Here is a 19,501-nt window from a genome sequence, read left to right on the forward strand (position 1 = left end):
CTTTAGCGCGCCGCCCCGCGCCACTTGGTCCACAAGTGCCGCGCGAGCATCGCCGACGGCATCCGTATCCAGTGCGAGCGGATGTAAAACCCCAGCCGCGTGAAGGGTCGGGTCGCCCTGCCCCAGCTGTCGCGCGCGGTTACGCGGCGCAGGCAGAGGCGATCGCCGGGCGAGAGCGTGGCACCATCACCGTAGAGCGCCGCGGCAAGACGGACCGCGCGGCTGACCGCGTCGGCGAGGCCGTGATGCTCGGCGCGCTCGACCAGCCCCTCGACCCCATAATCGTCAAGCAGGCAGTGCACGTCCCACAGGTTGCGCATTCCGCCCGCCAAATCGCCGTCGGCGAACAGGTGCGCGGCGGCGTGGACGATGACGTCGGCGCGCGAAAGCATCGCCAGACCCGGCCGCAGCGGCATTGCATCGGCCAGCAGTGCGTCGGCATCCGGGGTGACGAGAGCGGTGAGCGGCAGGATGGTGTGGTGAACGTCGATCATCCGGTCGCGGTCGCGGTGGATCAGCGGCGGCAGTTCGTGCATCCAGCGGCGATAATAGGCATCGTCATACGGGTCGGGCTTGACCCATTCCCACCCGGCGGCGAGCAGCGCCTGTTCGACCACATCCAGATGCGCGTGCGGCACGAGGATATCGAGATCGCCGATCGAGCGCCCCTGCCCGGCGTTAAGCCCGGCGGCGACGAAAGCGGTGCCTTTCAACAGCACCACCGGGATCCTAAGCGGTGCCAGTGCGCGCCGTGCCGCCTCCGCCTCCCACAAGGCGAGCGTGCGGCCGTGATCGTGCGAGGCACGCGCATCGGCGAGGATGCGCGCCACCGCCGGCGGCATTGCCGCGCCCTGCAAGCGCCACGCCAGCGTGCCGATCATCTGTTCCGCCCGCGCGATGGCGAGGAGTGCGGTCCAACCGTCCGCATCGAGCGTCGCCGCCTCAGCAGGTGTGCGCATCACGCGGGCGAGCAGCCAGCCGTCGCTCACCGCGCCGTTCATTGGGCGCGCCATGCGGCCTCGACCTGCGCGAGCGCGGTGGCGGTGTCTGGATAATCGATCGCCTGCGCGGGGATGCTCCGTACCAGCCGGGTAAGCGCATCGAACCCGCGCTCACCCATTGCCACGTAATTGGTCGATGCCTGGGTTAGCCGCACGAAGACCTCGCCTGGCGCGACCGGGCGCACATCCGGCGCGAAGCCGTAGCGCGGGAACAGCAGCAGCGCCGGCGTGCCGGGCGTGTCCATCGCCGCGACCGCGCGCGCATCGGGGACGAGGTGGCGGATCGCGCCCTTCGGCGTGCCCTCCAGCAAGGGGCCGAACCGCGCACCGGGCAGCGCCGCCTCGACCGCCGGGATCGCGGCGTTCTTCAGGCTGACGAGCCGCGGGAAGGCATGGACGGCGCCGGTCACCGGGTCGATCAGCGCGAACTCGTCCCCCATGAAACGCCAGCCGGCCTGCGACAGCAACGCCGCCAGCGTCGATTTGCCCGAGCCGGACTCGCCCGTCATCAGCAGCACGCGCCCGTCACGCTCAACAGCCGATGCGTGGAGCAGCAGATAGCGCCGCTGGCCGAGCGCCATTTGCAGGTTCATCGCCATCTCGGCGGCGAGCAACCCCTGCGCGAGCGGTAGCGGCGCGGCGTCGGGCAGCACGAAGTCGCCCCCCAGCATCACCGCCGGGCGGATCACCCGCCGCCACGGGCGCGCGGCGAACAGCCGCACGGTGAAATCGGGCACGCCGTCGTCGGGCTTCGGGTAGCCGGCATACAGCGTTTCAAGCTGGCGGATAGGCGCGCGCCAGTCCGAACCGACACGAAAGCCGACCGGGCCGATCCGCACCGTGAAGACATGCCTCACGCGGTGCTGACCAATCCGGCGGCGACGAGTTCGTCGAGCCGCGCGGCGAGTGCGTCTTCGTCCGCATCGAGCAGATCGTAGTCCTGCGCGAGCCGCACGATCAGCCCGGTAAGCGTCAGTCCGGCAGGTGCCAGCGCGGCCAGGATTTCGGGTGCCGGCGGTGCGACGAGGTGGGTAATGCCCGACGCGCGGTGATAGATCGCGGTGAAGGCGTCGAGCGGGACGATGCGCAGCACGTCGGGCGACGCGGCGTGGTAGACCGGATCGTGTTCGGCAGGACCAGACACGGCGTCAGCCGCGCGGCATCTGCAACGATGCGAAACAGGTGAAGCCGCTCGTTCCCGAATGAAGGTTGCGGACGTAGTTCATATATGCCTGGCTGCGTTCATACTCCACGCCGGGCAGGTTGCCGCCGGCCAACGCCTGCTTGACGTCCTGACCCTTGAGCGGCCGGGTCGGCGGGGCGAAGGCACCGGCGGTGCCGCTGTTCACCACCGAGCCATCCGCGGCGATCCAGCCGGCACGGCGGCTCGGATCGGGTACGGGGATCGAACAATGCACGATCGACACCGCCGTCGCGGCGAGCGCGGGGCGGATCGACACGATCGCGCTCGCGCCGACCGCGCCGATCATCAGCGCGCGCCGGCTGGTCGCGCCACCGCGCTCCGCGTCTTCGTTCCGCTGTTCCGGCTCTTCGCTCATCCACGATCCTTTATCCCGCAAGCCCTTTCACATTCGCAAAACGCTGGCAAGCAAGGCTATCGCGGTTAACGATGTTTAGACTAGGGCGACGTTCCGGATTGGGGCATGACGGGCGGGTGAGACGGGCAATGATCAACGGCTTCGGTCTCCGCACATTGGCGGCACTCGCGATCGTCCTCGTCGCGGCGTGCGCGGTGTTCCTGCTCGGCGACATACAGGCGACGCTGGTGATGCTGGTCGGCGGGGTTGCCGCCGTGCTCGCCGCCGTCGGCACGGGCGACGACGCGGACGGGGCGGAAGCGCCAGCCCCGCCGCTTGCGCTCGCCGACCCGATCCCGACGGTGATTGGCGCGATCGTCGAGCCGATCCTGATCGTCACCGGCGGTCAGGTCAGCCATGCCAACGATGCGGCGCGCGCGCTGCTGGGCGGGCATATCGTCGGGCAGGACGTGCGGCTGGCGATCCGGCATCCCGGCGCGGCCGAGCGGCTTATGAGCCCGCCCTCAGACGTGCGGCAACCCTCGGTCAATCTCGTCGGGCTTGGCGCGCGCGAACAGCGCTGGGAAATGCGGATCGGCGACACTCCAGACGGGCAGCGCATCGTCCACCTGATCGACCAGACCGGCAGTTACGCGGCGGAGCGGATGCGCGTCGATTTCGTCGCCAACGCAAGCCACGAACTGCGCACCCCGCTCGCCTCGATCCTCGGCTATATCGAGACGTTGGGCGACGAGGCGGGCGACGAGAAGGGCCTGCGCGACCGGTTCCTCAAGATCATGTTCGACGAGGCGCGGCGGATGCAGCGGCTGGTCGAGGATCTCATCTCGCTGTCGCGGATCGAGGCGGAGAAATACCGCCTCCCCGACCGCGCGGTCGATCTCGCCGGGCTGATCGCCGAGGTACGCGGCAGCATCCTCGACGCGCAGGGCGAAGGTGGCGCGCCGATCGTGGCGGAGGTGGCGGCGGACGTGCCGCCGGTGTCCGGCGACCGCGCGCAATTAAGTCAGGTGCTGCATAATCTGGTCGGCAACGCGCGCAAATACGGGCGCAAAGGCGCGTCCGTCACCATCCTGCTTGAACAGCACGCCACCGGCATGGTGCGCCTCGCGGTGCGGGACGAAGGCGACGGGATTGCGCCTGAACATATCCCGCGCCTGACCGAACGCTTCTATCGCGTCGACCCTGGCCGCAGCCGCGCGGCGGGCGGGACCGGGCTCGGCCTTGCGATCGTCAAGCACATCGTCGAGCGGCATCGCGGGCGGCTCGATATCGAAAGCGTACAGGGGCACGGCACGACGGTGACGGTGCTGATCCCGGCGCACGGAAACGCTGTCATAAAACGGTAACCGAACCGTCACACAGACGGGCCTCGCGGGTGCTAGCGCATCCGTTCGGGGACGATCAACGACCCGCTTGGGAGACGTCCTCATGCACGGAAGGGTTGCGATTGTCGCCGCGTCAGCGCTCGCGATCCTGCTGTACGGCTGTACCGACGAGGCCGATGGTGGCGGCATGGGATCGCGCGACCAGATCAAGGTGGTCGGTTCCTCCACTGTGTTCCCCTTCACCACCGTCGTCGCCGAACAGTTCGTGGAGCAGACGCCGGGCGTGAAATCGCCGGTGATCGAGTCGACCGGTACCGGCGGTGGCATGAGATTGTTCTGCGCGGGCATCGGTGCCGCGCATCCCGATCTAGAGGATGCCTCACGCCGGATGACCGCGGCGGAATATGCCCGCTGCAAGGCTAACGGCGTGAACGGCGTGATCGAGGTGCAGGTCGGCGTCGACGGCATCGCCTTTGCCGAAGCGAAGAACGGGCCGGGCCTGCGGCTGACGGTCGCCGATCTGTACCGCGCGATGGGGGCGGCCCCCGATGGCAAACCCAATAGCGCGCGCGTGTGGCACGACGTGAACCCGGCGCTGCCCGCCACGCCGATCCAGATCTACGGCCCGCCCGCCACGAGCGGCACGCGCGACGCGCTCGCCGCGCTGATCCTCGCGCGCGGTTGCGAGGGCGTGCACCCGGAACTGACCGCGTTGAAGCTGCGCGACCCCGATGCTTTCGCGCAACGCTGCACGCGCATCCGCGAGGATGGCGCCTATGTCGACGCGGGCGAGAACGACAATCTCATTGTCCAGAAGCTGCAGGCTAATCCCGATGCGATCGGCATCTTCGGCTATTCGTATCTGGAGCAGAACCGCGACAAGCTGAACGGCATCGCCATCGATGGCGTGGCGCCGACCTATGCGACGATCGCGCAGAACCGCTACCCCGGTTCGCGGCCGCTCTACCTGTACGTCAAGAAGGCGCATCTCGGCGCGATCCGGGGCTTGCGAGAATATCTCAGGCTATACGCCACATTGTGGAACCCGGATGGGCCGTTGATCGCCAAGGGGCTGATCGCCTCGCCTGCCGACGTGCGCGCCCGCGCCGCCGCGATCGTGGCGGGCGAGACGCCGCTCGATCCGCGCCAGTTGCACTGACCGGCCGTGTCGTTCCTCATCCTTTTCTTCTTGATCGCGGGGGTTGGCCTGATCGCCTGGCTGGCGGCGCGGATGCGCGCGACGCGGTTCCGCCGCGCGAGCAAGGCACGCTTCAGTTCGCTGCCGTCGCACCACGGCGGCTTCGTGGCGATCGCGACGGTGCTGCCGGCCGCGATCTTCCTGGCGGTGTGGGCGTCCTGCGCGCCCGGCCTCGTTACCGACCGGGTGGTGCACCAGCCCGCCGCCGTGCACCTGCCGCCACCCGGGTTTGAGCGGGCGGCGATCCTGTCGGAAGCGCGCGAACTGGCGCGTAGCAACGGCTTCGGCACGCCAAGCCCGCTCGCGGTGACGCTCGCCCCCGCCTATGCCGCCGCGCAAACGCGGGCGAACTGGATCGGCGGCAGCGTCGCGTTGCTGCTCGCCATCGCGTTCGGGCTGTGGGCGTTCACCCGCGTCGGCCCGAGGTTCGCCGCGCGCACGCAGATCGAGCGGCTCATCATGGCGCTGCTGCTCGCCGCCGCGCTGGTCGCGATCGTGACGACGATGGGGATTGTCGTTTCGCTGCTGTTCGAATCGGCACGGTTCTTCGGCATGGTGCCGATCGGCGACTTCCTGTTCGGCACGCACTGGAGCCCGCAGGTGGTCGACCCACGCGACCCGGGCGCCTCGCTCGGCGCGGTGCCGTTGTTCTGGGGGACGTTCTTCATCGGTGCGGTGATCGCGATGATCGTGGCGATCCCGCTCGGTCTGATGAGTGCCATCTACCTCACTCAATATGCCACCCCGCACGTGCGGCGCTGGGTCAAGCCGGTGATCGAGGTGCTCGCTGGCGTGCCGACCGTGGTGTACGGCTATTTCGCCGCGCTGACGGTGGCGCCGCTGGTGCGCGATGCCGCCGTCGCGATAGGCATACGCTGGGCGAGTTCGGAAAGCGCGCTCGCCGCCGGCTTGGTGATGGGGATCATGATCATCCCGTTCGTCTCGTCGATGGCGGACGATTCGTTCACCGCCGTGCCACCGGCGATGCGCGACGGCAGCTTGGCGATGGGCGCGACGCAATCCGAGACGATCCGCCGCGTGCTGCTGCCCGCCGCCCTGCCCGGCGTGGTCGGCGGGGTGCTGCTCGCCGTATCCCGCGCGATCGGCGAGACGATGATCGTGGTGATGGCGGCATCGGGCGTGGCGACGCTGACGCTCAACCCGCTGGCACCCGCCACCACCGTCACCAAGCAGATCGTCGACCTGCTCACCGGCGAGGCGGAGTTCGACAGCCCCAAGACGTTGGCCGCCTTCGCGCTCGGCCTCACGCTGTTCGTCATCACCTTCCTGCTCAACATCGTCGCGCTCACCGTGGTGAAGCGCTACCGGGAGGCATATGACTGAGCGCACGCCCCTGCCCGGCGTGCCCGCGCCGACCGACTGGCGTGGCGCGATGCATCAGCGCCGCATGGCGAAACGCTATGCCGCCGAACGGCGCTTCCGCCGGCTCGGGCTGGCGGCGGTGCTGCTGTCCGCCGGGTTCCTCATCATGCTGCTGGTGTCGATGCTGGCCGGCGGGCTGAACGGCTTCGTGCAGACCCAGATCGTGCTGCCGATCGACTTCCCCGCGACGCATCTGGCAGTGGATGCCGCCAAGCTGCGCGGACCCGCTGCCGATCTCGCGCTCGCCGCCGCCGATCTGACCGGCGCGACCGATGCCGCCGCGATCGCCGCTTATGGTCCGGGCGGCGAGACGCTGATCTCGGACGGTGCGTGGACGCGGGTGCGAGACCAGTTGAAGGCGGACCCGTCGCTGCTCGGCAAGCGGGTGCGGCTGTGGGTGCCCGCCGCCGACCGGATCGACATTGCCGCCAAGCGCGAGGGCGCGCCCGCCGACGAGGCGATCGTCGCCAGGCTGACGCACACCCACGCGATCACCACCAGCTTCAACCTGTTCTTCCTCACCGGCTCGGATTCGACCGATCCGACCATGGTCGGCATCTGGGGCGCGCTCAAAGGCTCACTGTTCACGATGCTGGTGACGCTGCTGATCGCCTTTCCGGTCGGGCTGTTCTCCGCATTGTACCTAGAGGAATATGCGCCGCGGAACCGCTGGACCGACCTGATCGAGGTGTCGATCAACAACCTTGCGGCGGTGCCGTCGATCATCTTCGGGCTGCTCGGCCTCGCGGTGTTCCTCAACACCTTCCACCTGCCGCGCTCCGCGCCGATCGTCGGCGGGCTGACGCTCGCGCTGATGACGATGCCGGTGATCGTCATCGCCAGCCGCAACGCGATCAAGGCGGTGCCGCCGTCGATCCGAGAGGCGGCGTTCGGGATCGGCGCGAGCCCGGTGCAGGTGGTGTTCCACCATGTCCTGCCGCTGGCGATGCCCGGCATCCTGACCGGCACGATCATCGGCATGGCGCGGGCGCTGGGCGAAACCGCGCCCCTGCTGATGATCGGCATGCGCGCGTTCATCACTGCGCCGCCGGGTGGCCTGCGTGATCCGGCGACGGTGCTGCCGGTGCAGATCTTCCTGTGGTCCGACCAGATCAACCGTGGCTTCGTCGAGAAGACCAGCGCGGCGATCCTCGTCCTGCTCGTCTTCCTGCTCGCGATGAACGGCGTCGCGATCTACCTCCGCAACCGATTCGAGAGCCGCTCGTGAACGCTGAAACCTCCATTACGCGGCACAAGATCTCCGCGCGCCACGTCAACGTCTTCTACGGCGACGCGCAGGCGATCCGCGACGTGTCGATCGATTTCGATCGCGACGTGGTGACCGCGCTGATCGGCCCGTCCGGCTGTGGCAAATCCACTTTCCTGCGCACCTTGAACCGCATGAACGACACCATTCCGACCGCGCGCGTAGAGGGCGAGATCGACCTCGACGGCGAGGATATCTACGCGCCCGACATGGACGTGGTGCAACTCCGCGCGCGCGTCGGCATGGTGTTCCAGAAGCCCAATCCGTTCCCAAAATCGATCTTCGAAAACGTCGCTTACGGTCCGCGCATCCACGGGCTGGCGGCGAACCACAACCAGCTTGCCGAGATCGTCGAACGATCGCTGAAACGCGCCGGTTTGTGGGACGAGGTGAAGGATCGCCTGTCCGACAGCGGCACCGCCCTCTCCGGCGGTCAGCAGCAGCGGCTGTGCATCGCGCGTGCGATCGCAGTCGACCCGGAGGTGATCCTGATGGACGAGCCGTGCAGCGCGCTCGACCCGATCGCCACCGCCCGCATCGAGGAGCTGATCCACGATTTGAAGGGCCGCTACGCGATCGTGATCGTCACGCACAACATGCAGCAGGCGGCGCGCGTCTCGCAGCGCACCGCCTTCTTCCACCTCGGCGCGCTGATCGAGACGGGCACGACCTCCGACATCTTCACCAATCCACGGCAAGAACGCACCAAGGATTACATCACCGGCCGGTATGGCTGAGGGACGGGCAATGGCGACCTACGAACATACCATCAAGATTTTCGACGACGAGATCGGCCAGTTGCGCGGACTGATCGCGCAGATGGGCGGCATGGCCGAACAGGCGATCGGCGACGCGATCGAGGCGCTGAAGAACCACGACCTTGAAACCGCCGCCGAGATCGTGCGGAACGACAAGAAGCTCGACGCGCTCGAACATCAGGCGGAGGAGCTGGCTGTGCGCATCATCGCGCTGCGCGCGCCGCTCGCCGACGATCTGCGCGAGGTGGTGGCGGCGCTGAAAATCGCCGGCGTGATCGAGCGGATCGGCGATTACGCCAAGAACATCGCCAAGCGCACCCCGCTGATCGATTCGCACGGCGATATCGAGCCGCTGTCGGTGCTGCCGGCGATGGCCGCGCTGGCGATCGAGATGGTGCACGACGTGCTCGACGCGTTCGCCGCGCGCGATGCCGCCGCCGCGCAACAGGTGTGCGCGCGCGACCGCGCGGTGGACGATTTCTACAACAGCCTGTTCCGCGTGCTCGTCACGCACATGATGGAGAATCCGGCGACGATCGGCCAGGTCACGCACCTGCTGTTCATCGCCAAGAACCTGGAACGGATCGGCGATCACGCGACCAACGTCGCCGAGATGGTCTATTTCGCCGCGACCGGCACGCACATGGCCGAGCGCGATCGCGGCGCCTTCGTATTGCAACAAGGGGAGTAAGCACATGGCTCGCGTCAAGATGTTGCTGGTGGAAGACGATGCCGCGCTCGCCGAACTGCTGATCTGGCATTTCAAGCGCGAGGATTTCGACGTGAAGCAGACGCCCGACGGTGAGGAGGCGCTGCTGCTCGCCAAGGAGGCGACGCCGGATATCGTGCTGCTCGACTGGATGGTGGAAAGCCTGTCCGGTATCGAGGTGTGCCGCCGGCTGCGCCGCATGCCGGAGACGGCGAACGTGCCGATCATCATGCTGACTGCGCGGGGCGAGGAGGAGGACCGCGTGCGCGGGCTGGAAACGGGCGCGGACGATTACGTCACCAAGCCGTTCTCGCCGCGTGAACTGGTCGCGCGCGTCGGCGCGGTGCTGCGCCGGGTGCGCCCGGCGCTGGCGGGCGAACAGCTCACCTATGCCGATATCGAGATGGACACGGTGGGGCATAAGGTGCGCCGCGCGGGCGAGGTGATCCCGCTCGGGCCGACCGAGTTCCGCCTGCTCAAGCATTTCCTAGAACATCCCGGCTGGGTGTTCTCGCGCGAACGATTGCTGGACGCGGTGTGGGGACACGACAGCGATATCGAGAGCCGCACCGTCGACGTGCATATCCGGCGGTTGCGGAAAGCGATCAACGGCGACGACCGGCAGGATATCATCCGCACGGTGCGTTCGGCGGGCTACGCGCTCGACTCGGGCGCGTAAGGGGCGCTAAGCGGCAGGGCGATGCATCTGTTTCCGCCCGCCACCTGCCCGCGCCTGATCGTCAAGATCGGATCGGCCTTGCTTGTCGAGAGCGCTGGCGGGGTGCGGCGGGCGTGGCTGGCCGGCATCGCCGCCGATATCGCCGAGCGGACCCGCGCCGGCCAACAGGTCGCGGTCGTGTCCTCGGGCGCGATTGCGCTGGGCGCGCGCCGGCTTGGGCTGGCGAAAGGTGGCCGCGCCAGTCTCGAGGATGCGCAGGCCGCCGCGGCGGTCGGGCAGATCGCGCTTAGCCAGGTGTGGGCGGAGACGTTGGGCGACGAAGGGCTGACTGCCGCGCAGATCCTCGTCACGCTGGACGATCTCGAGGATCGCCGCCGCTATCTCAACGCCGCCGCCACGCTGGACCGGTTGCTGTCGCTCGGGGTGGTGCCGGTGCTCAACGAGAACGACAGCGTGGCGACCGCCGAGATCCGCTTCGGCGACAATGATCGGCTCGCCGCGCGGGTCGCGCAGGCGGCCGGCGCGCAGGGCGTCGTGCTGCTGTCAGATATCGACGGACTCTACGACCGCAACCCTGCCCTGCCCGGCGCCGAGCATATCGCGCGGGTCGAACGGATCGACGATCGTATCGAGGGCATGGCGGATCGCGGCTCTGCCTCGGGCATGGGTTCGGGCGGGATGGTCTCCAAGATCGCCGCCGCCCGGATCGCCAATGCGGCGGGCGCGCACCTTGCCATCGCCAGCGGGCGGATCGAGCGGCCCTTGTCGGTCGAGGCGCGGCATACTGTGTTCGTGGCGGAGAAGTCGGCACCCGCACGAAAAGCGTGGCTGGCGGGCGGGCTGACCGCGCGCGGCACGATCCATGTCGATGCCGGCGCGGCGACTGCGTTGCGCAGCGGCGCGAGTTTGCTTGCCGCCGGAGCGACGCGGGTGGAGGGTCATTTCCGGCGCGGCGACCTGGTGGCGATTTGCGAAGCCGACGGGCGGGCGCTTGCGCGCGGCCTCGCCGAATATGATGCCGAGGAGGCCGGGCTGATTACCGGACGGCGCAGTGGCGAGTTGGCGGAGATCCTCGGTTATGCGCCGCGTGCCGCGCTCGTCCATCGCAATTACATGGCGCTGTTGTGACGCGCGCACCCCGCTCATCCGCTAGCACCTCCGCCCGGGAAGGACGCATCAGGCCATGACCACCCTCGCCATCACCGGCGGCACCGGCTTCGTGGGCAAGCGGCTGATCGAACGCGCGCTTGCCGACGGGCATCGGGTGCGCGCCCTCACCCGTCGTGCGCAACCACCGCGTGAGGGCATCGCGTGGATCGCGGGCGCGCTCGACGATGGCGCCGCGCTGTCGGAACTGGTCGCCGGCGTGGATGCCGTCATCCACGTCGCAGGCGTGGTCAACGCGCCAGACCGCGCGGCGTTCGCCGCCGGTAATATCGCCGGCACGCAAGCGGTGGTGGATGCCGCGCGCACGGCCGGCATAGGCCGTTTCGTCCACGTCTCCTCTCTTGCCGCGCGCGAGCCGCAGCTTTCCGCTTATGGATGGTCCAAGCACGGCGCGGAGGAGGTGGTCGCCGCCTCCGGATTAGACTGGACGATGGTGCGCCCGACCGCCGTGTTCGGTCCCGGCGACATGGAAATGCGCGAGATGTTCCGGGTGGCGAAGCTCGGCCTCGCGCTGTTGCCGCCGCCGGGCAGGCTGGCGGTGATCCACGTCGATGATCTGGTGCGGCTGCTGCTCGCGCTGGTCGCCCATGATCCCGGGCGCGTCATCTACGAGGCGGATGATGGCCGCCCGGGTGGCTGGACGCACAGCGCGTTCGCACGCGCGATCGGCACCGCCGTCGGGCGCAGGGTGCTGGCACTCAGCCTGCCCAAACCGGTGATGCTCGCCGCCGCGCGGATCGACCGGCTGACGCGTGGCACCAAGGCCAAGTTGACGGCGGATCGGGTCGGCTATTTCTGCCACCCCGACTGGACGATCGACCCGGCCCGCGCGCCTGATCCTGCGCTGTGGGTTCCGCAAATCGCCACGCCCGACGGCCTCGCCGCGACGGCGGCATGGTATCGTGCGCACGGCCTGCTATAGAATTGTCCGAATGCCGCCGCATTTGCTTGGCAACACCCGAGCGGCCACACTCCAAAGGATTTTCATGAGCGACCGCGCCCAAGTCTTCGAAACCGTCACCGCCCAGATCGCGCCATTCAACAAGAAGGGCGTCGCGCTGACCGACGCCACGACCTTTCAGGGCGATCTGGAGTGGGACAGCCTGACCGTGATGGACTTCGTGGCGGCGATCGAGGACGAGTTCGACATCATCATCACGATGAACATGCAGGCTGAGATCGAGACCGTTGGCCAGTTGGTCGACGCCGTGATGAGCCTCAAGGCCTGAACCTCTTACCCGTTCGTCCTGCTGGGGCGAACGGCCCGGGAAAGAATGACATGACCGAAGCCGCTGCCACCGCCGAAGCCCTGCCCGTCTCGCCTGCCGCGGTCGCGCCGGAACACGACCTGTTCGCGAAATTCGACGCGCTGATCGCCGAACGCGAGGCGTTGATGGCGACCGGTGTGCGTGACCCGTTCGCGATCGTGATGGACGAGGTGAAATCGCCGACGCAGGCGATCATCAAGGGCAAGGAAACCATCCTGCTCGGCACCTATAATTACATGGGCATGACGTTCGATCCCGACGTGATCGCCGCCGGCAAGGCCGCGCTCGACACGTTCGGCGCGGGCACCACCGGCAGCCGCGTGCTCAACGGCACCTACTCCCCGCACAAGGATTGCGAGGATGCGCTGAAGGAGTTCTACGGCACCGACCACGCCATGGTGTTCTCGACCGGATATCAGGCCAATCTCGGCATCATCTCGACGATCGCCGGCAAGGGTGAGTACATCATCCTCGATGCCGACAGCCATGCCTCGATCTACGATGGCTGCGCGCTCGGCAATGCCGAGATCGTTCGCTTCCGCCACAATTCGGTCGAGGACCTCGACAAGCGGCTCGGCCGTCTGCCGAAGGAGCCGGGCAAGCTGGTCGTGCTGGAGGGCGTCTATTCGATGCTCGGCGATATCGCACCGCTGCCGGAGATGGTCGCGGTCGCCAAGAAGCACGGCGCGATGGTGCTGGTCGACGAGGCGCACGGCATGGGCTTCTTCGGGCCGAACGGACGCGGCGTGTACGAGGAACAGGGCGTCGCTGACGACGTCGATTTCGTGGTGGGCACCTTCTCCAAGTCGGTCGGCACGGTCGGCGGGTTCTGCGTGTCGAACCATCCGAAGTTCGACGTGATGCGGCTGGTGTGCCGCCCCTACGTCTTCACCGCCTCGCTGCCGCCATCGGTGGTGGCGACCGCCGCCACCTCGATCCGCAAGCTGATGCACGCCGGCGAGAAGCGCGCGCACCTGTGGCGCAACTCGAAGCGGCTGCACGGCGGCCTGAAGGATATGGGCTACACGCTCGGCACCGACACGCCACAATCGGCGATCATCGCGGTGATCCTCAAGGACCAGACGCAGGCGGTGGCGTTGTGGCAGTCGCTGCTGGAGGGCGGCCTGTACGTCAACATGGCACGCCCGCCCGCAACGCCGGCCGGCACGTATCTGCTGCGTTGCTCGCTATGCGCGGAACATAGCGCGGAGCAGGTCGAGACGATCCTCACGATGTTCCAGACCGCTGGCCATGCGGTCGGCGCGCTTGCCTAGGGGGAAGTCGTAGCTTTCCCCAGAGCGCGCGACAGGGTAAATACCAACGCCATGAGTGGGACCGAAGCCTATGCGACGCCCGACTTCGGGGTGGAGCAGAGCTCTGCCGCGGCGTGGCGCACCGTCACGCTGGCGGTCATCGCGCTGCTCGGGGTGTCGGTGCTGGTCGGGCTGATCCTCACGCTGTCCAACGCCAACCGCCAGCGCGACGAGGCGCGACAGCGGCAGAGCGACAGTTACGAGGTGATGATCCTCACCCGCACGCTCGCCGGTACCATCGCCGATGCCGAGGCCGCACTTGGCCGCTATGTCATCAGCGGCGATCGCAACTGGGGCGCGAAATATTCCGAACGCTGGCAGGTTGCCGGTTCGCAGATCGAAAAACTGCGCCGCGATACGATCGACAATCCCGATCAGACGCAGACTATCGCTCAACTCGACACCGCATATCAGGCGCGCGGGGCGGAGCTTGATCTTATCGCACTCAGCACGCGCTACAAGAAGAACAATCAGGCGCTCGGCCTGTTCTACCGCGCCGGCACCGCGCCCTCGCTTGCCCAAATCACCGCCTCGCTCGACCAGATCTCCGCGCGCGAACATGCGCTGCTCGACCGGCGGACCACGGGGGCGATGCAGGCAGTCGCACGCTCCAATGACGTCGCCAAGGTGCTCGCAATGTTTGGCGTGCTGATCGTGATCGGGGCCATCGTGCTCGGCTGGCTGATGGTGCAGGCGCTGCGGTTCGAGGCGATGGCGCAGTCCGAGACCGCTGCTGAACGCGCGCGGGCCGAGGAACTGGAGATCGCGGTCGCGGATGCCACCGCCGAGTTGCGTGCGCAGGAGGCGCGGCTGCGGCAGGTCCAGAAAATGGAAGCGATCGGCCAGCTTACCGGTGGAATCGCGCATGATTTCAACAACATGCTCGCGGTCGTTCTTGGCGGGCTGGAACTCGCGCGGCGGCAGATCGCCTGCGATAGTGAGGCCGCCGTCCGCCACATCGACAGCGCAACCGAGGGTGCTCACCGGGCCGCGGCATTGACCAAACGCCTGCTCGCCTTCTCACGCGAGGAGGCGCTGCGGACCGAAGCGGTAGAGCCGGGCGCGCTGGTGGCCGGCATGTCCGACCTGCTCGACCGCACGCTGGGCGATGCGATCAGGGTGGAAGTCATCGACGCGGGCAGCGGCTGGCACACGCGGATCGACCGGCACCAGCTTGAGAATGTGATCCTCAACCTCGCGGTAAACGCGCGCGACGCGATGGACGGCCGCGGGCAACTCACCATCACCACCGCCGGCACCGCACTGTGCGCCGGTGCGGTCGGCGCATGTGCTGCCGGCGAGTATGTCAGCATCGCCGTGTCGGACAGCGGCTCGGGGATGACGCCTGCGGTCATGGAGCGCGTGTTCGAGCCGTTCTTCACGACCAAACCGATCGGCAAGGGTACTGGGCTTGGCCTGAGCCAGGTGTTCGCCTTCGTCCGTCAGGCCGAAGGGGAAGTCGCACTTCGCTCCGCGCCCGGTGAGGGCACGACCGTGACGCTGTACCTCCCGCGCCACGCAGCCGAGCCTGTGCCGGCCGTAGCCGCACCTGCCGCGCAAGATGCGACTCCGGCAGCGACACTGGACATTCTGGTGGTGGAGGACGATCCACGAGTGTTGGCCGCGACGATCGGTGCGCTCGAGGAACTCGGCCACCGCACGATCGCGTGTGACGATCCGCTTGTCGCGCCGGACGTGCTCGCCGGCAACCCTGCGCTCTCGCTGGTCATTTCCGACGTGCTGATGCCGGGCCGCACTGGTCCTGAGATGGTCGCCGGCCTGCTACGGCAACGGCCCGATCTCGCGGTGCTGTTCGTGACCGGCTTCGCGGGAGAGGCGAACGAGGCGGAGTTCGGCGGCCATGGCATGTTGCGCAAACCCTTCACCATCGCGGCACTGGAAGCCGCCATCCATGCCGCCGCCACCGCGACACGTGCAGGCGCGGAGGCGAACGCCGAACAGGACATTGCCGCCGAGTGATTTCGTAGCTGACGCGCACGCGATAGGCCGATATAGCCCGGCGCTTCCGGACCCCTCGGTTCCTCTGCACTCCCTCTTTTTTGCAAAAGGCGTCGCAGCCCGCCCCATGAAGTCCATCGACCGCTACATGGCCCGGCTGATCGCAGTGCCGCTGTTCTCGACGCTCATCATCTCCGCGATGCTGCTCGTGCTCGACCGTATGTTGCGGCTGTTCGATTTCGTCGCGACGGAGGGCGGCCCGATCAGCGTGGTGTGGCGGATGCTCGCCAACCTGCTGCCCGAATATCTGGGCCTCGGCATTCCGATCGGGCTACTGCTCGGCGTGCTGCTCGCATTCCGCCGGCTCGCCACCACGTCCGAACTCGATGTGATGCGGGCAGTCGGCATGAGCTATCCGCGGATGCTGTTTGTGCCGTTCCTCTACGCCATCGCACTGGCGGCGGTGAACTTCGCGATCGTCGGCTTCATTCAGCCGGATGCGCGCTACTCCTACGAAAAGCTGCGGTTCGAGCTGCGCACGGGTGCGCTCGGTGCGTCGATCAAGGTGGGTGAATTCACGCACTTTCCCAACGGCGGCACGGTACGGATCGAGCGTAGCCGGGAGGGTGGACGCAAGCTGTCGGGTATCTTCGTGCAATATGCCGACAAGAAGGGCGCGTGGTATGCGGTCACCGCGAAATCCGGACAGTTCCTCGCCACCGACAACCCGGACGAGATCATATTCCGGCTGACGCAGGGCACGATGGTCAACAAGGCGGCCAATTTCGCAACGCCGCGCGTGCTGACCTTCACCTCGCACGATCTGCCGATCGCGCTGCCGAAAATGGAGAATTTCCGCAGCCAGGGCAGCAGCAACCTGGAGATGACGCTGCCGACCCTGGCGCATAACGGGCACGATCCACGCGCCGACAAGCAGGTACGCGACACCAGTCGAGCCGCGTTCCACTTCCGCATCGTCGAGGTCTTCACGATGTTCCTGCTGCCGCTGCTCGGTCTTGCGCTGGGCGTGCCACCAAAACGGTCGTCCTCCGCGCTCGGTGTGATCCTCGGCATCGTGATGATCGTGGCGTATCACAAGGTGAACGAATACGGCATGGCGGTCGGCGGGCTTGGCAAGATCGACCCGGTGATCGCGTTGTGGGGACCGTTCCTGCTATTCGCCAGCCTCGTGCTCTGGATGTTCTATACGATCGCGTTCGTGCCGGGCGGACAGCCGATCGGCGCGCTTGAGCGTGGCGCGTCCAAAGCGGCCAAGGCGATCCGCCGGCTGCTGCCCAACCGCCGCCGGGGGGCAAAGGCATGAAAGCGTCCTCGCTGTTCCCGTCGCGGACGATCGCGATCTACATGGCGAAGTTGTTCCTGGTACGGACCTTCGCCATCCTCGGCGTGCTGGTGCTGATCCTGCAGTCGCTCGATCTGCTCACCGAATCCGGCAAAATCCTCGCCTACCATGGCAATGGCGATGCCCAGATCTGGCATTATGTCGGGTTGCGTATTCCACAGATCCTCTCGACCTTCCTGCCCTATTCGGTGCTGCTCGGCGCGATCATCACGCTGACGACGCTGAACCAGAACAGCGAGGTCATCGCGTTGAAGGCCTCCGGTTTGTCGGCGCATCAAATCCTCGCGCCGCTGATCGTGGCGAGCTTCGGTGTCGCGATCCTGTCGTTCGGCTTCAACGACCGGATCGTCGTGCGCGCGACCGCCACGCTGGACCAATGGCAGAAGGTCAACTACGGCCCGCTGCCGATCGACCGCGGCGACCGGTCGAACGTATGGGTGCGCGATGGTGACGATCTGATCCAGGTCGGCCAGATCAAGGGGCGCGGCAACGCGGCGATTCTCGGCGATGTTACGCTGTTCGATCGTGAGGGCGGCTCGCTCGAGCGGATCATCAAGGCACCGCATGGCAAGCGCGAGGGTGACGGCTGGCGGGTGTGGCCGGCAACACGGTTCGACATCGCTGCGGACAAGGCGGTCGCGGTCGGCTCGATCGTGATCGGACACGGCGTGCGGCCGGATCAATTCTCGCTCGCCAGCGTCGATGCGGACGGCCTTTCCTTTGCCGATCTGCATTCCGCCATCGACGACCTGAACGCCGCTGGCCGGCCAACGGCATCGCTGGAGGGCACGTTGTGGCACAAGCTGTCGGGACCGCTTTCGGCGATGCTGATGCCGCTGCTCGGTGCGGTGGCGGCGTTCGGCATCGCGCGATCGGGCAAGCTCTTCGTGCGTGCGGTGATCGGCATGGGCCTCGGGTTTCTGTACTTCGTCGCCGATAATTTCGCGCTGGCGATGGGCAATCTCGGCGCCTACCCGCCGTTCCTCGCGGCCTGGGGTGCGTTCCTGCTGTTCCTGATGATCGGCGAGACTGTGCTGATCCGCACCGAGGAATAACGGCAGTGCTGCTCATCATCGGCACGATCCGGCTGCCGGCGGAGAATGTCGCCGCCGCGCGAGGCGCGATGACGGCAATGGCGACGGCGTCACGGCGTGAGGATGGCTGTATCGAATATGGCTATGCCGAGGACGTGCTCGATCCAGGCCTGATCCACGTCAAGGAACGCTGGCGCGACCGCGCCGCACTCGACGCGCACTTTCAGGCGCCACACATCGCGGCGTGGCGCGCAGCCTGGCCGACATTCGGCATCGGTGAGCGGTCGCTGACCTTATACGAAATCGACGCAGGCCGGGCGATCTGACCTGAACGCTCGGACGCTTTAGCGCCGCCGCATCGTGCTGCGCACCAGTCTCGGCACCAGCACGCCGAGCCCTGTGTGGTTCGCGCCGTGATATGGTGATGCCTCGCCAACGACAGCAACCAGGCGCCGATGCGCCTCGCCGAGCGCGTGGTATGGCACGCTCGGCACGAGATGGTGCAGCGCATGGTAGCGCAAGCCGACCGGCGCCCACAGGAACGGCAGGTAGCTGGGCGGCGGCACGTTGACGCTGTCGAGATATTGCGCGGTGACGCTCATCGCCTCGCCATCGTTCTCCCATAGATGGGCAACGAGCGTCCGAACCTGATTGAGCAGGGTCGACATCGCATAAATGCCAAGAAAAATCGCAAACGCACGAAGCGGTATCACCCCCGTTGCCACCATCGCTACCAGCGAGACAGCCCAAACGCTGGCCGCACCCTCCATGCACAGCCAGCGCGTACGCGCATCACCCTCCGCCGGACGACGCCGGAACGCCGGATTGATCGCCAGCGACGATGCCTGTTCGACCAACCACTTGCGCAAGCGCGGTAACACCAGCGCCAGCGGCACCAGTACCGCGTAGCGCAGGACCAGCGCGACCGGCGCGAGCAGCGCGGTCAGCACGAACAGCGGCAGCGTCCAGGGCTTCATCAACGCGAGGGGAAGATATTCGGGATCTTCGACGGTGCCATAGCGCGTGCGCGCGTGATGGAGGTTGTGGACACCCTCGTACATGAACGACGGCACCATCATGGGGATGCCGAACAGCAGGTTCCAACCCAGCCGGAAGCCGGGAACGGCGCTAGCCTTCATGTGCGTAATCTCGTGAACGAAACTGCCCGCGCGGTACAGCGCAAGCACCGCGACGACACCGGCAAGGATCGCCCAAGGCGACACCCACAGGATCGCCACCGCCAGCGCCGCATATCCGACCGCCGCCGAGCCGAGGAAATCGGTCCAGTAAATCGCCGGGTTGGGCGTGTGCAGCTCGCGTGTGAGATCGGCGGCGGCGCGCAGCATCGCCTTGTCGTCCAGCGTGCGGCCGGGAACTGTGCGCATCACGGGTGCCACGTCGGCGGTGTCGCGTGGCGCGAAGGTCGTGCTCGTCATGGGTGTATCCATTGGCCCAACATAGTGGCTTTATGGTGGCAGTGACAGGGGCAGCCGGTAACCGCTTGACGTAGCGCGCGCG

At 67.2% G+C, this 19,501-nt stretch carries 20 protein-coding genes; 15 read left to right on the forward strand and 5 right to left on the reverse strand.

Annotation, left to right across the window (positions count from 1 at the left end; all coding sequences use genetic code 11):
* Positions 1-2: 2 nt before the first annotated feature.
* From L8F97_RS04405 to L8F97_RS04420, 4 genes are read right to left on the reverse strand one after another with little or no spacing between them, the layout of a single operon-like run.
* Positions 3-1,013 carry a nucleotidyltransferase family protein gene (locus L8F97_RS04405; protein WP_409928995.1) on the reverse strand — a complete coding sequence of 337 codons (1,011 nt, stop codon included), beginning with the start codon at positions 1,011-1,013 and terminating at the stop codon, positions 3-5.
* Complete coding sequence (locus tag L8F97_RS04410) at positions 998-1,858, reverse strand: HprK-related kinase A (RefSeq protein WP_242146825.1); 861 nt, start codon at positions 1,856-1,858, stop codon at positions 998-1,000. The genes L8F97_RS04405 and L8F97_RS04410 overlap by 16 nt, the downstream gene beginning before the upstream one ends.
* Positions 1,855-2,145: an HPr-rel-A system PqqD family peptide chaperone gene (locus L8F97_RS04415; protein WP_242146827.1), complete on the reverse strand. Its 291-nt coding sequence runs from the start codon at positions 2,143-2,145 to the stop codon at positions 1,855-1,857. The genes L8F97_RS04410 and L8F97_RS04415 overlap by 4 nt, the downstream gene beginning before the upstream one ends.
* A gap of 4 nt (positions 2,146-2,149) precedes the next feature.
* Positions 2,150-2,560, reverse strand: coding sequence for a hypothetical protein (locus tag L8F97_RS04420; protein ID WP_242146829.1), 411 nt, complete (start codon positions 2,558-2,560; stop codon positions 2,150-2,152).
* Between the two features lie 128 nt (positions 2,561-2,688).
* Here L8F97_RS04420 and L8F97_RS04425 point away from each other — a divergent pair, with 128 nt between their 5' ends.
* The 15 genes from L8F97_RS04425 (at position 2,689) to L8F97_RS04495 (ending at position 18,309) form a co-directional block, all read left to right on the forward strand.
* Positions 2,689-3,906 (forward strand): ATP-binding protein, encoded by a 1,218-nt coding sequence (locus L8F97_RS04425; RefSeq protein WP_242146831.1) that lies wholly within the window; start codon positions 2,689-2,691, stop codon positions 3,904-3,906.
* An 82-nt stretch (positions 3,907-3,988) separates the two neighbouring features.
* A complete protein-coding gene (locus L8F97_RS04430; RefSeq protein ID WP_242146833.1) occupies positions 3,989-5,044 on the forward strand; it encodes a substrate-binding domain-containing protein in 1,056 nt (351 codons plus the stop codon).
* Positions 5,045-5,050: 6 nt separating this feature from the next.
* Positions 5,051-6,427: a phosphate ABC transporter permease subunit PstC gene (pstC, locus tag L8F97_RS04435; RefSeq protein WP_242146835.1), complete on the forward strand. Its 1,377-nt coding sequence runs from the start codon at positions 5,051-5,053 to the stop codon at positions 6,425-6,427.
* On the forward strand, positions 6,420-7,694 hold the full coding sequence (gene pstA, locus L8F97_RS04440; protein WP_242146837.1) for a phosphate ABC transporter permease PstA: 1,275 nt from the start codon (positions 6,420-6,422) through the stop codon (positions 7,692-7,694). Before pstC ends, pstA begins: the two co-directional genes overlap by 8 nt.
* Positions 7,691-8,470, forward strand: a complete 780-nt coding sequence (pstB, locus tag L8F97_RS04445) for a phosphate ABC transporter ATP-binding protein PstB (RefSeq protein ID WP_242146839.1) — start codon at positions 7,691-7,693, stop codon at positions 8,468-8,470. Before pstA ends, pstB begins: the two co-directional genes overlap by 4 nt.
* 10 nt (positions 8,471-8,480) lie before the next feature.
* Positions 8,481-9,182 (forward strand): phosphate signaling complex protein PhoU, encoded by a 702-nt coding sequence (gene phoU, locus L8F97_RS04450; RefSeq protein ID WP_242146841.1) that lies wholly within the window; start codon positions 8,481-8,483, stop codon positions 9,180-9,182.
* Positions 9,183-9,186: 4 nt separating this feature from the next.
* The gene (phoB, locus tag L8F97_RS04455) at positions 9,187-9,879 is read left to right on the forward strand and encodes a phosphate regulon transcriptional regulator PhoB (RefSeq protein ID WP_242146843.1); all 693 of its coding nucleotides are present in this window, start codon (positions 9,187-9,189) and stop codon (positions 9,877-9,879) included.
* A 21-nt stretch (positions 9,880-9,900) separates the two neighbouring features.
* Positions 9,901-11,007, forward strand: a complete 1,107-nt coding sequence (proB, locus tag L8F97_RS04460) for a glutamate 5-kinase (protein WP_242146845.1) — start codon at positions 9,901-9,903, stop codon at positions 11,005-11,007.
* Between the two features lie 55 nt (positions 11,008-11,062).
* The gene (locus tag L8F97_RS04465) at positions 11,063-11,968 is read left to right on the forward strand and encodes an NAD-dependent epimerase/dehydratase family protein (RefSeq protein WP_242146847.1); all 906 of its coding nucleotides are present in this window, start codon (positions 11,063-11,065) and stop codon (positions 11,966-11,968) included.
* A 64-nt stretch (positions 11,969-12,032) separates the two neighbouring features.
* Positions 12,033-12,275: an acyl carrier protein gene (locus L8F97_RS04470; protein ID WP_242146848.1), complete on the forward strand. Its 243-nt coding sequence runs from the start codon at positions 12,033-12,035 to the stop codon at positions 12,273-12,275.
* A gap of 50 nt (positions 12,276-12,325) precedes the next feature.
* A complete protein-coding gene (gene spt / locus L8F97_RS04475) occupies positions 12,326-13,588 on the forward strand; it encodes a serine palmitoyltransferase (RefSeq protein WP_242146850.1) in 1,263 nt (420 codons plus the stop codon).
* Between the two features lie 51 nt (positions 13,589-13,639).
* Positions 13,640-15,607, forward strand: coding sequence for an ATP-binding protein (locus L8F97_RS04480; RefSeq protein ID WP_242146852.1), 1,968 nt, complete (start codon positions 13,640-13,642; stop codon positions 15,605-15,607).
* Positions 15,608-15,713: 106 nt separating this feature from the next.
* A complete protein-coding gene (gene lptF, locus L8F97_RS04485) occupies positions 15,714-16,910 on the forward strand; it encodes an LPS export ABC transporter permease LptF (RefSeq protein ID WP_242146854.1) in 1,197 nt (398 codons plus the stop codon).
* Positions 16,907-18,004 carry an LPS export ABC transporter permease LptG gene (gene lptG, locus L8F97_RS04490; protein WP_242146855.1) on the forward strand — a complete coding sequence of 366 codons (1,098 nt, stop codon included), beginning with the start codon at positions 16,907-16,909 and terminating at the stop codon, positions 18,002-18,004. The genes lptF and lptG overlap by 4 nt, the downstream gene beginning before the upstream one ends.
* 5 nt (positions 18,005-18,009) lie before the next feature.
* Positions 18,010-18,309: a putative quinol monooxygenase gene (locus tag L8F97_RS04495; protein WP_242146857.1), complete on the forward strand. Its 300-nt coding sequence runs from the start codon at positions 18,010-18,012 to the stop codon at positions 18,307-18,309.
* Between the two features lie 18 nt (positions 18,310-18,327).
* Here the strand turns inward: L8F97_RS04495 and L8F97_RS04500 are convergent, their stop codons facing one another.
* Positions 18,328-19,419, reverse strand: a complete 1,092-nt coding sequence (locus L8F97_RS04500; RefSeq protein WP_409928996.1) for a fatty acid desaturase family protein — start codon at positions 19,417-19,419, stop codon at positions 18,328-18,330.
* Positions 19,420-19,501: the final 82 nt, after the last annotated feature.

This window comes from Sphingomonas sp. BAUL-RG-20F-R05-02, assembly GCF_022662305.1.
In the GTDB taxonomy this organism is placed as follows: domain Bacteria; phylum Pseudomonadota; class Alphaproteobacteria; order Sphingomonadales; family Sphingomonadaceae; genus Sphingomonas.

Coding starts and splice junctions, on each gene's coding strand:
- L8F97_RS04405 (WP_409928995.1), bottom strand. CDS start 1,013: ATGGCGCGCCCAATGAACGGCGCGGTGAGCGACGGCTGGCTGCTCGCC.
- L8F97_RS04420 (WP_242146829.1), bottom strand. CDS start 2,560: ATGAGCGAAGAGCCGGAACAGCGGAACGAAGACGCGGAGCGCGGTGGC.
- L8F97_RS04425 (WP_242146831.1), top strand. CDS start 2,689: ATGATCAACGGCTTCGGTCTCCGCACATTGGCGGCACTCGCGATCGTC.
- L8F97_RS04430 (WP_242146833.1), top strand. CDS start 3,989: ATGCACGGAAGGGTTGCGATTGTCGCCGCGTCAGCGCTCGCGATCCTG.
- pstA (WP_242146837.1), top strand. CDS start 6,420: ATGACTGAGCGCACGCCCCTGCCCGGCGTGCCCGCGCCGACCGACTGG.
- phoU (WP_242146841.1), top strand. CDS start 8,481: ATGGCGACCTACGAACATACCATCAAGATTTTCGACGACGAGATCGGC.
- phoB (WP_242146843.1), top strand. CDS start 9,187: ATGGCTCGCGTCAAGATGTTGCTGGTGGAAGACGATGCCGCGCTCGCC.
- proB (WP_242146845.1), top strand. CDS start 9,901: ATGCATCTGTTTCCGCCCGCCACCTGCCCGCGCCTGATCGTCAAGATC.
- L8F97_RS04465 (WP_242146847.1), top strand. CDS start 11,063: ATGACCACCCTCGCCATCACCGGCGGCACCGGCTTCGTGGGCAAGCGG.
- L8F97_RS04470 (WP_242146848.1), top strand. CDS start 12,033: ATGAGCGACCGCGCCCAAGTCTTCGAAACCGTCACCGCCCAGATCGCG.
- spt (WP_242146850.1), top strand. CDS start 12,326: ATGACCGAAGCCGCTGCCACCGCCGAAGCCCTGCCCGTCTCGCCTGCC.
- L8F97_RS04480 (WP_242146852.1), top strand. CDS start 13,640: ATGAGTGGGACCGAAGCCTATGCGACGCCCGACTTCGGGGTGGAGCAG.
- lptF (WP_242146854.1), top strand. CDS start 15,714: ATGAAGTCCATCGACCGCTACATGGCCCGGCTGATCGCAGTGCCGCTG.
- lptG (WP_242146855.1), top strand. CDS start 16,907: ATGAAAGCGTCCTCGCTGTTCCCGTCGCGGACGATCGCGATCTACATG.
- L8F97_RS04500 (WP_409928996.1), bottom strand. CDS start 19,419: ATGACGAGCACGACCTTCGCGCCACGCGACACCGCCGACGTGGCACCC.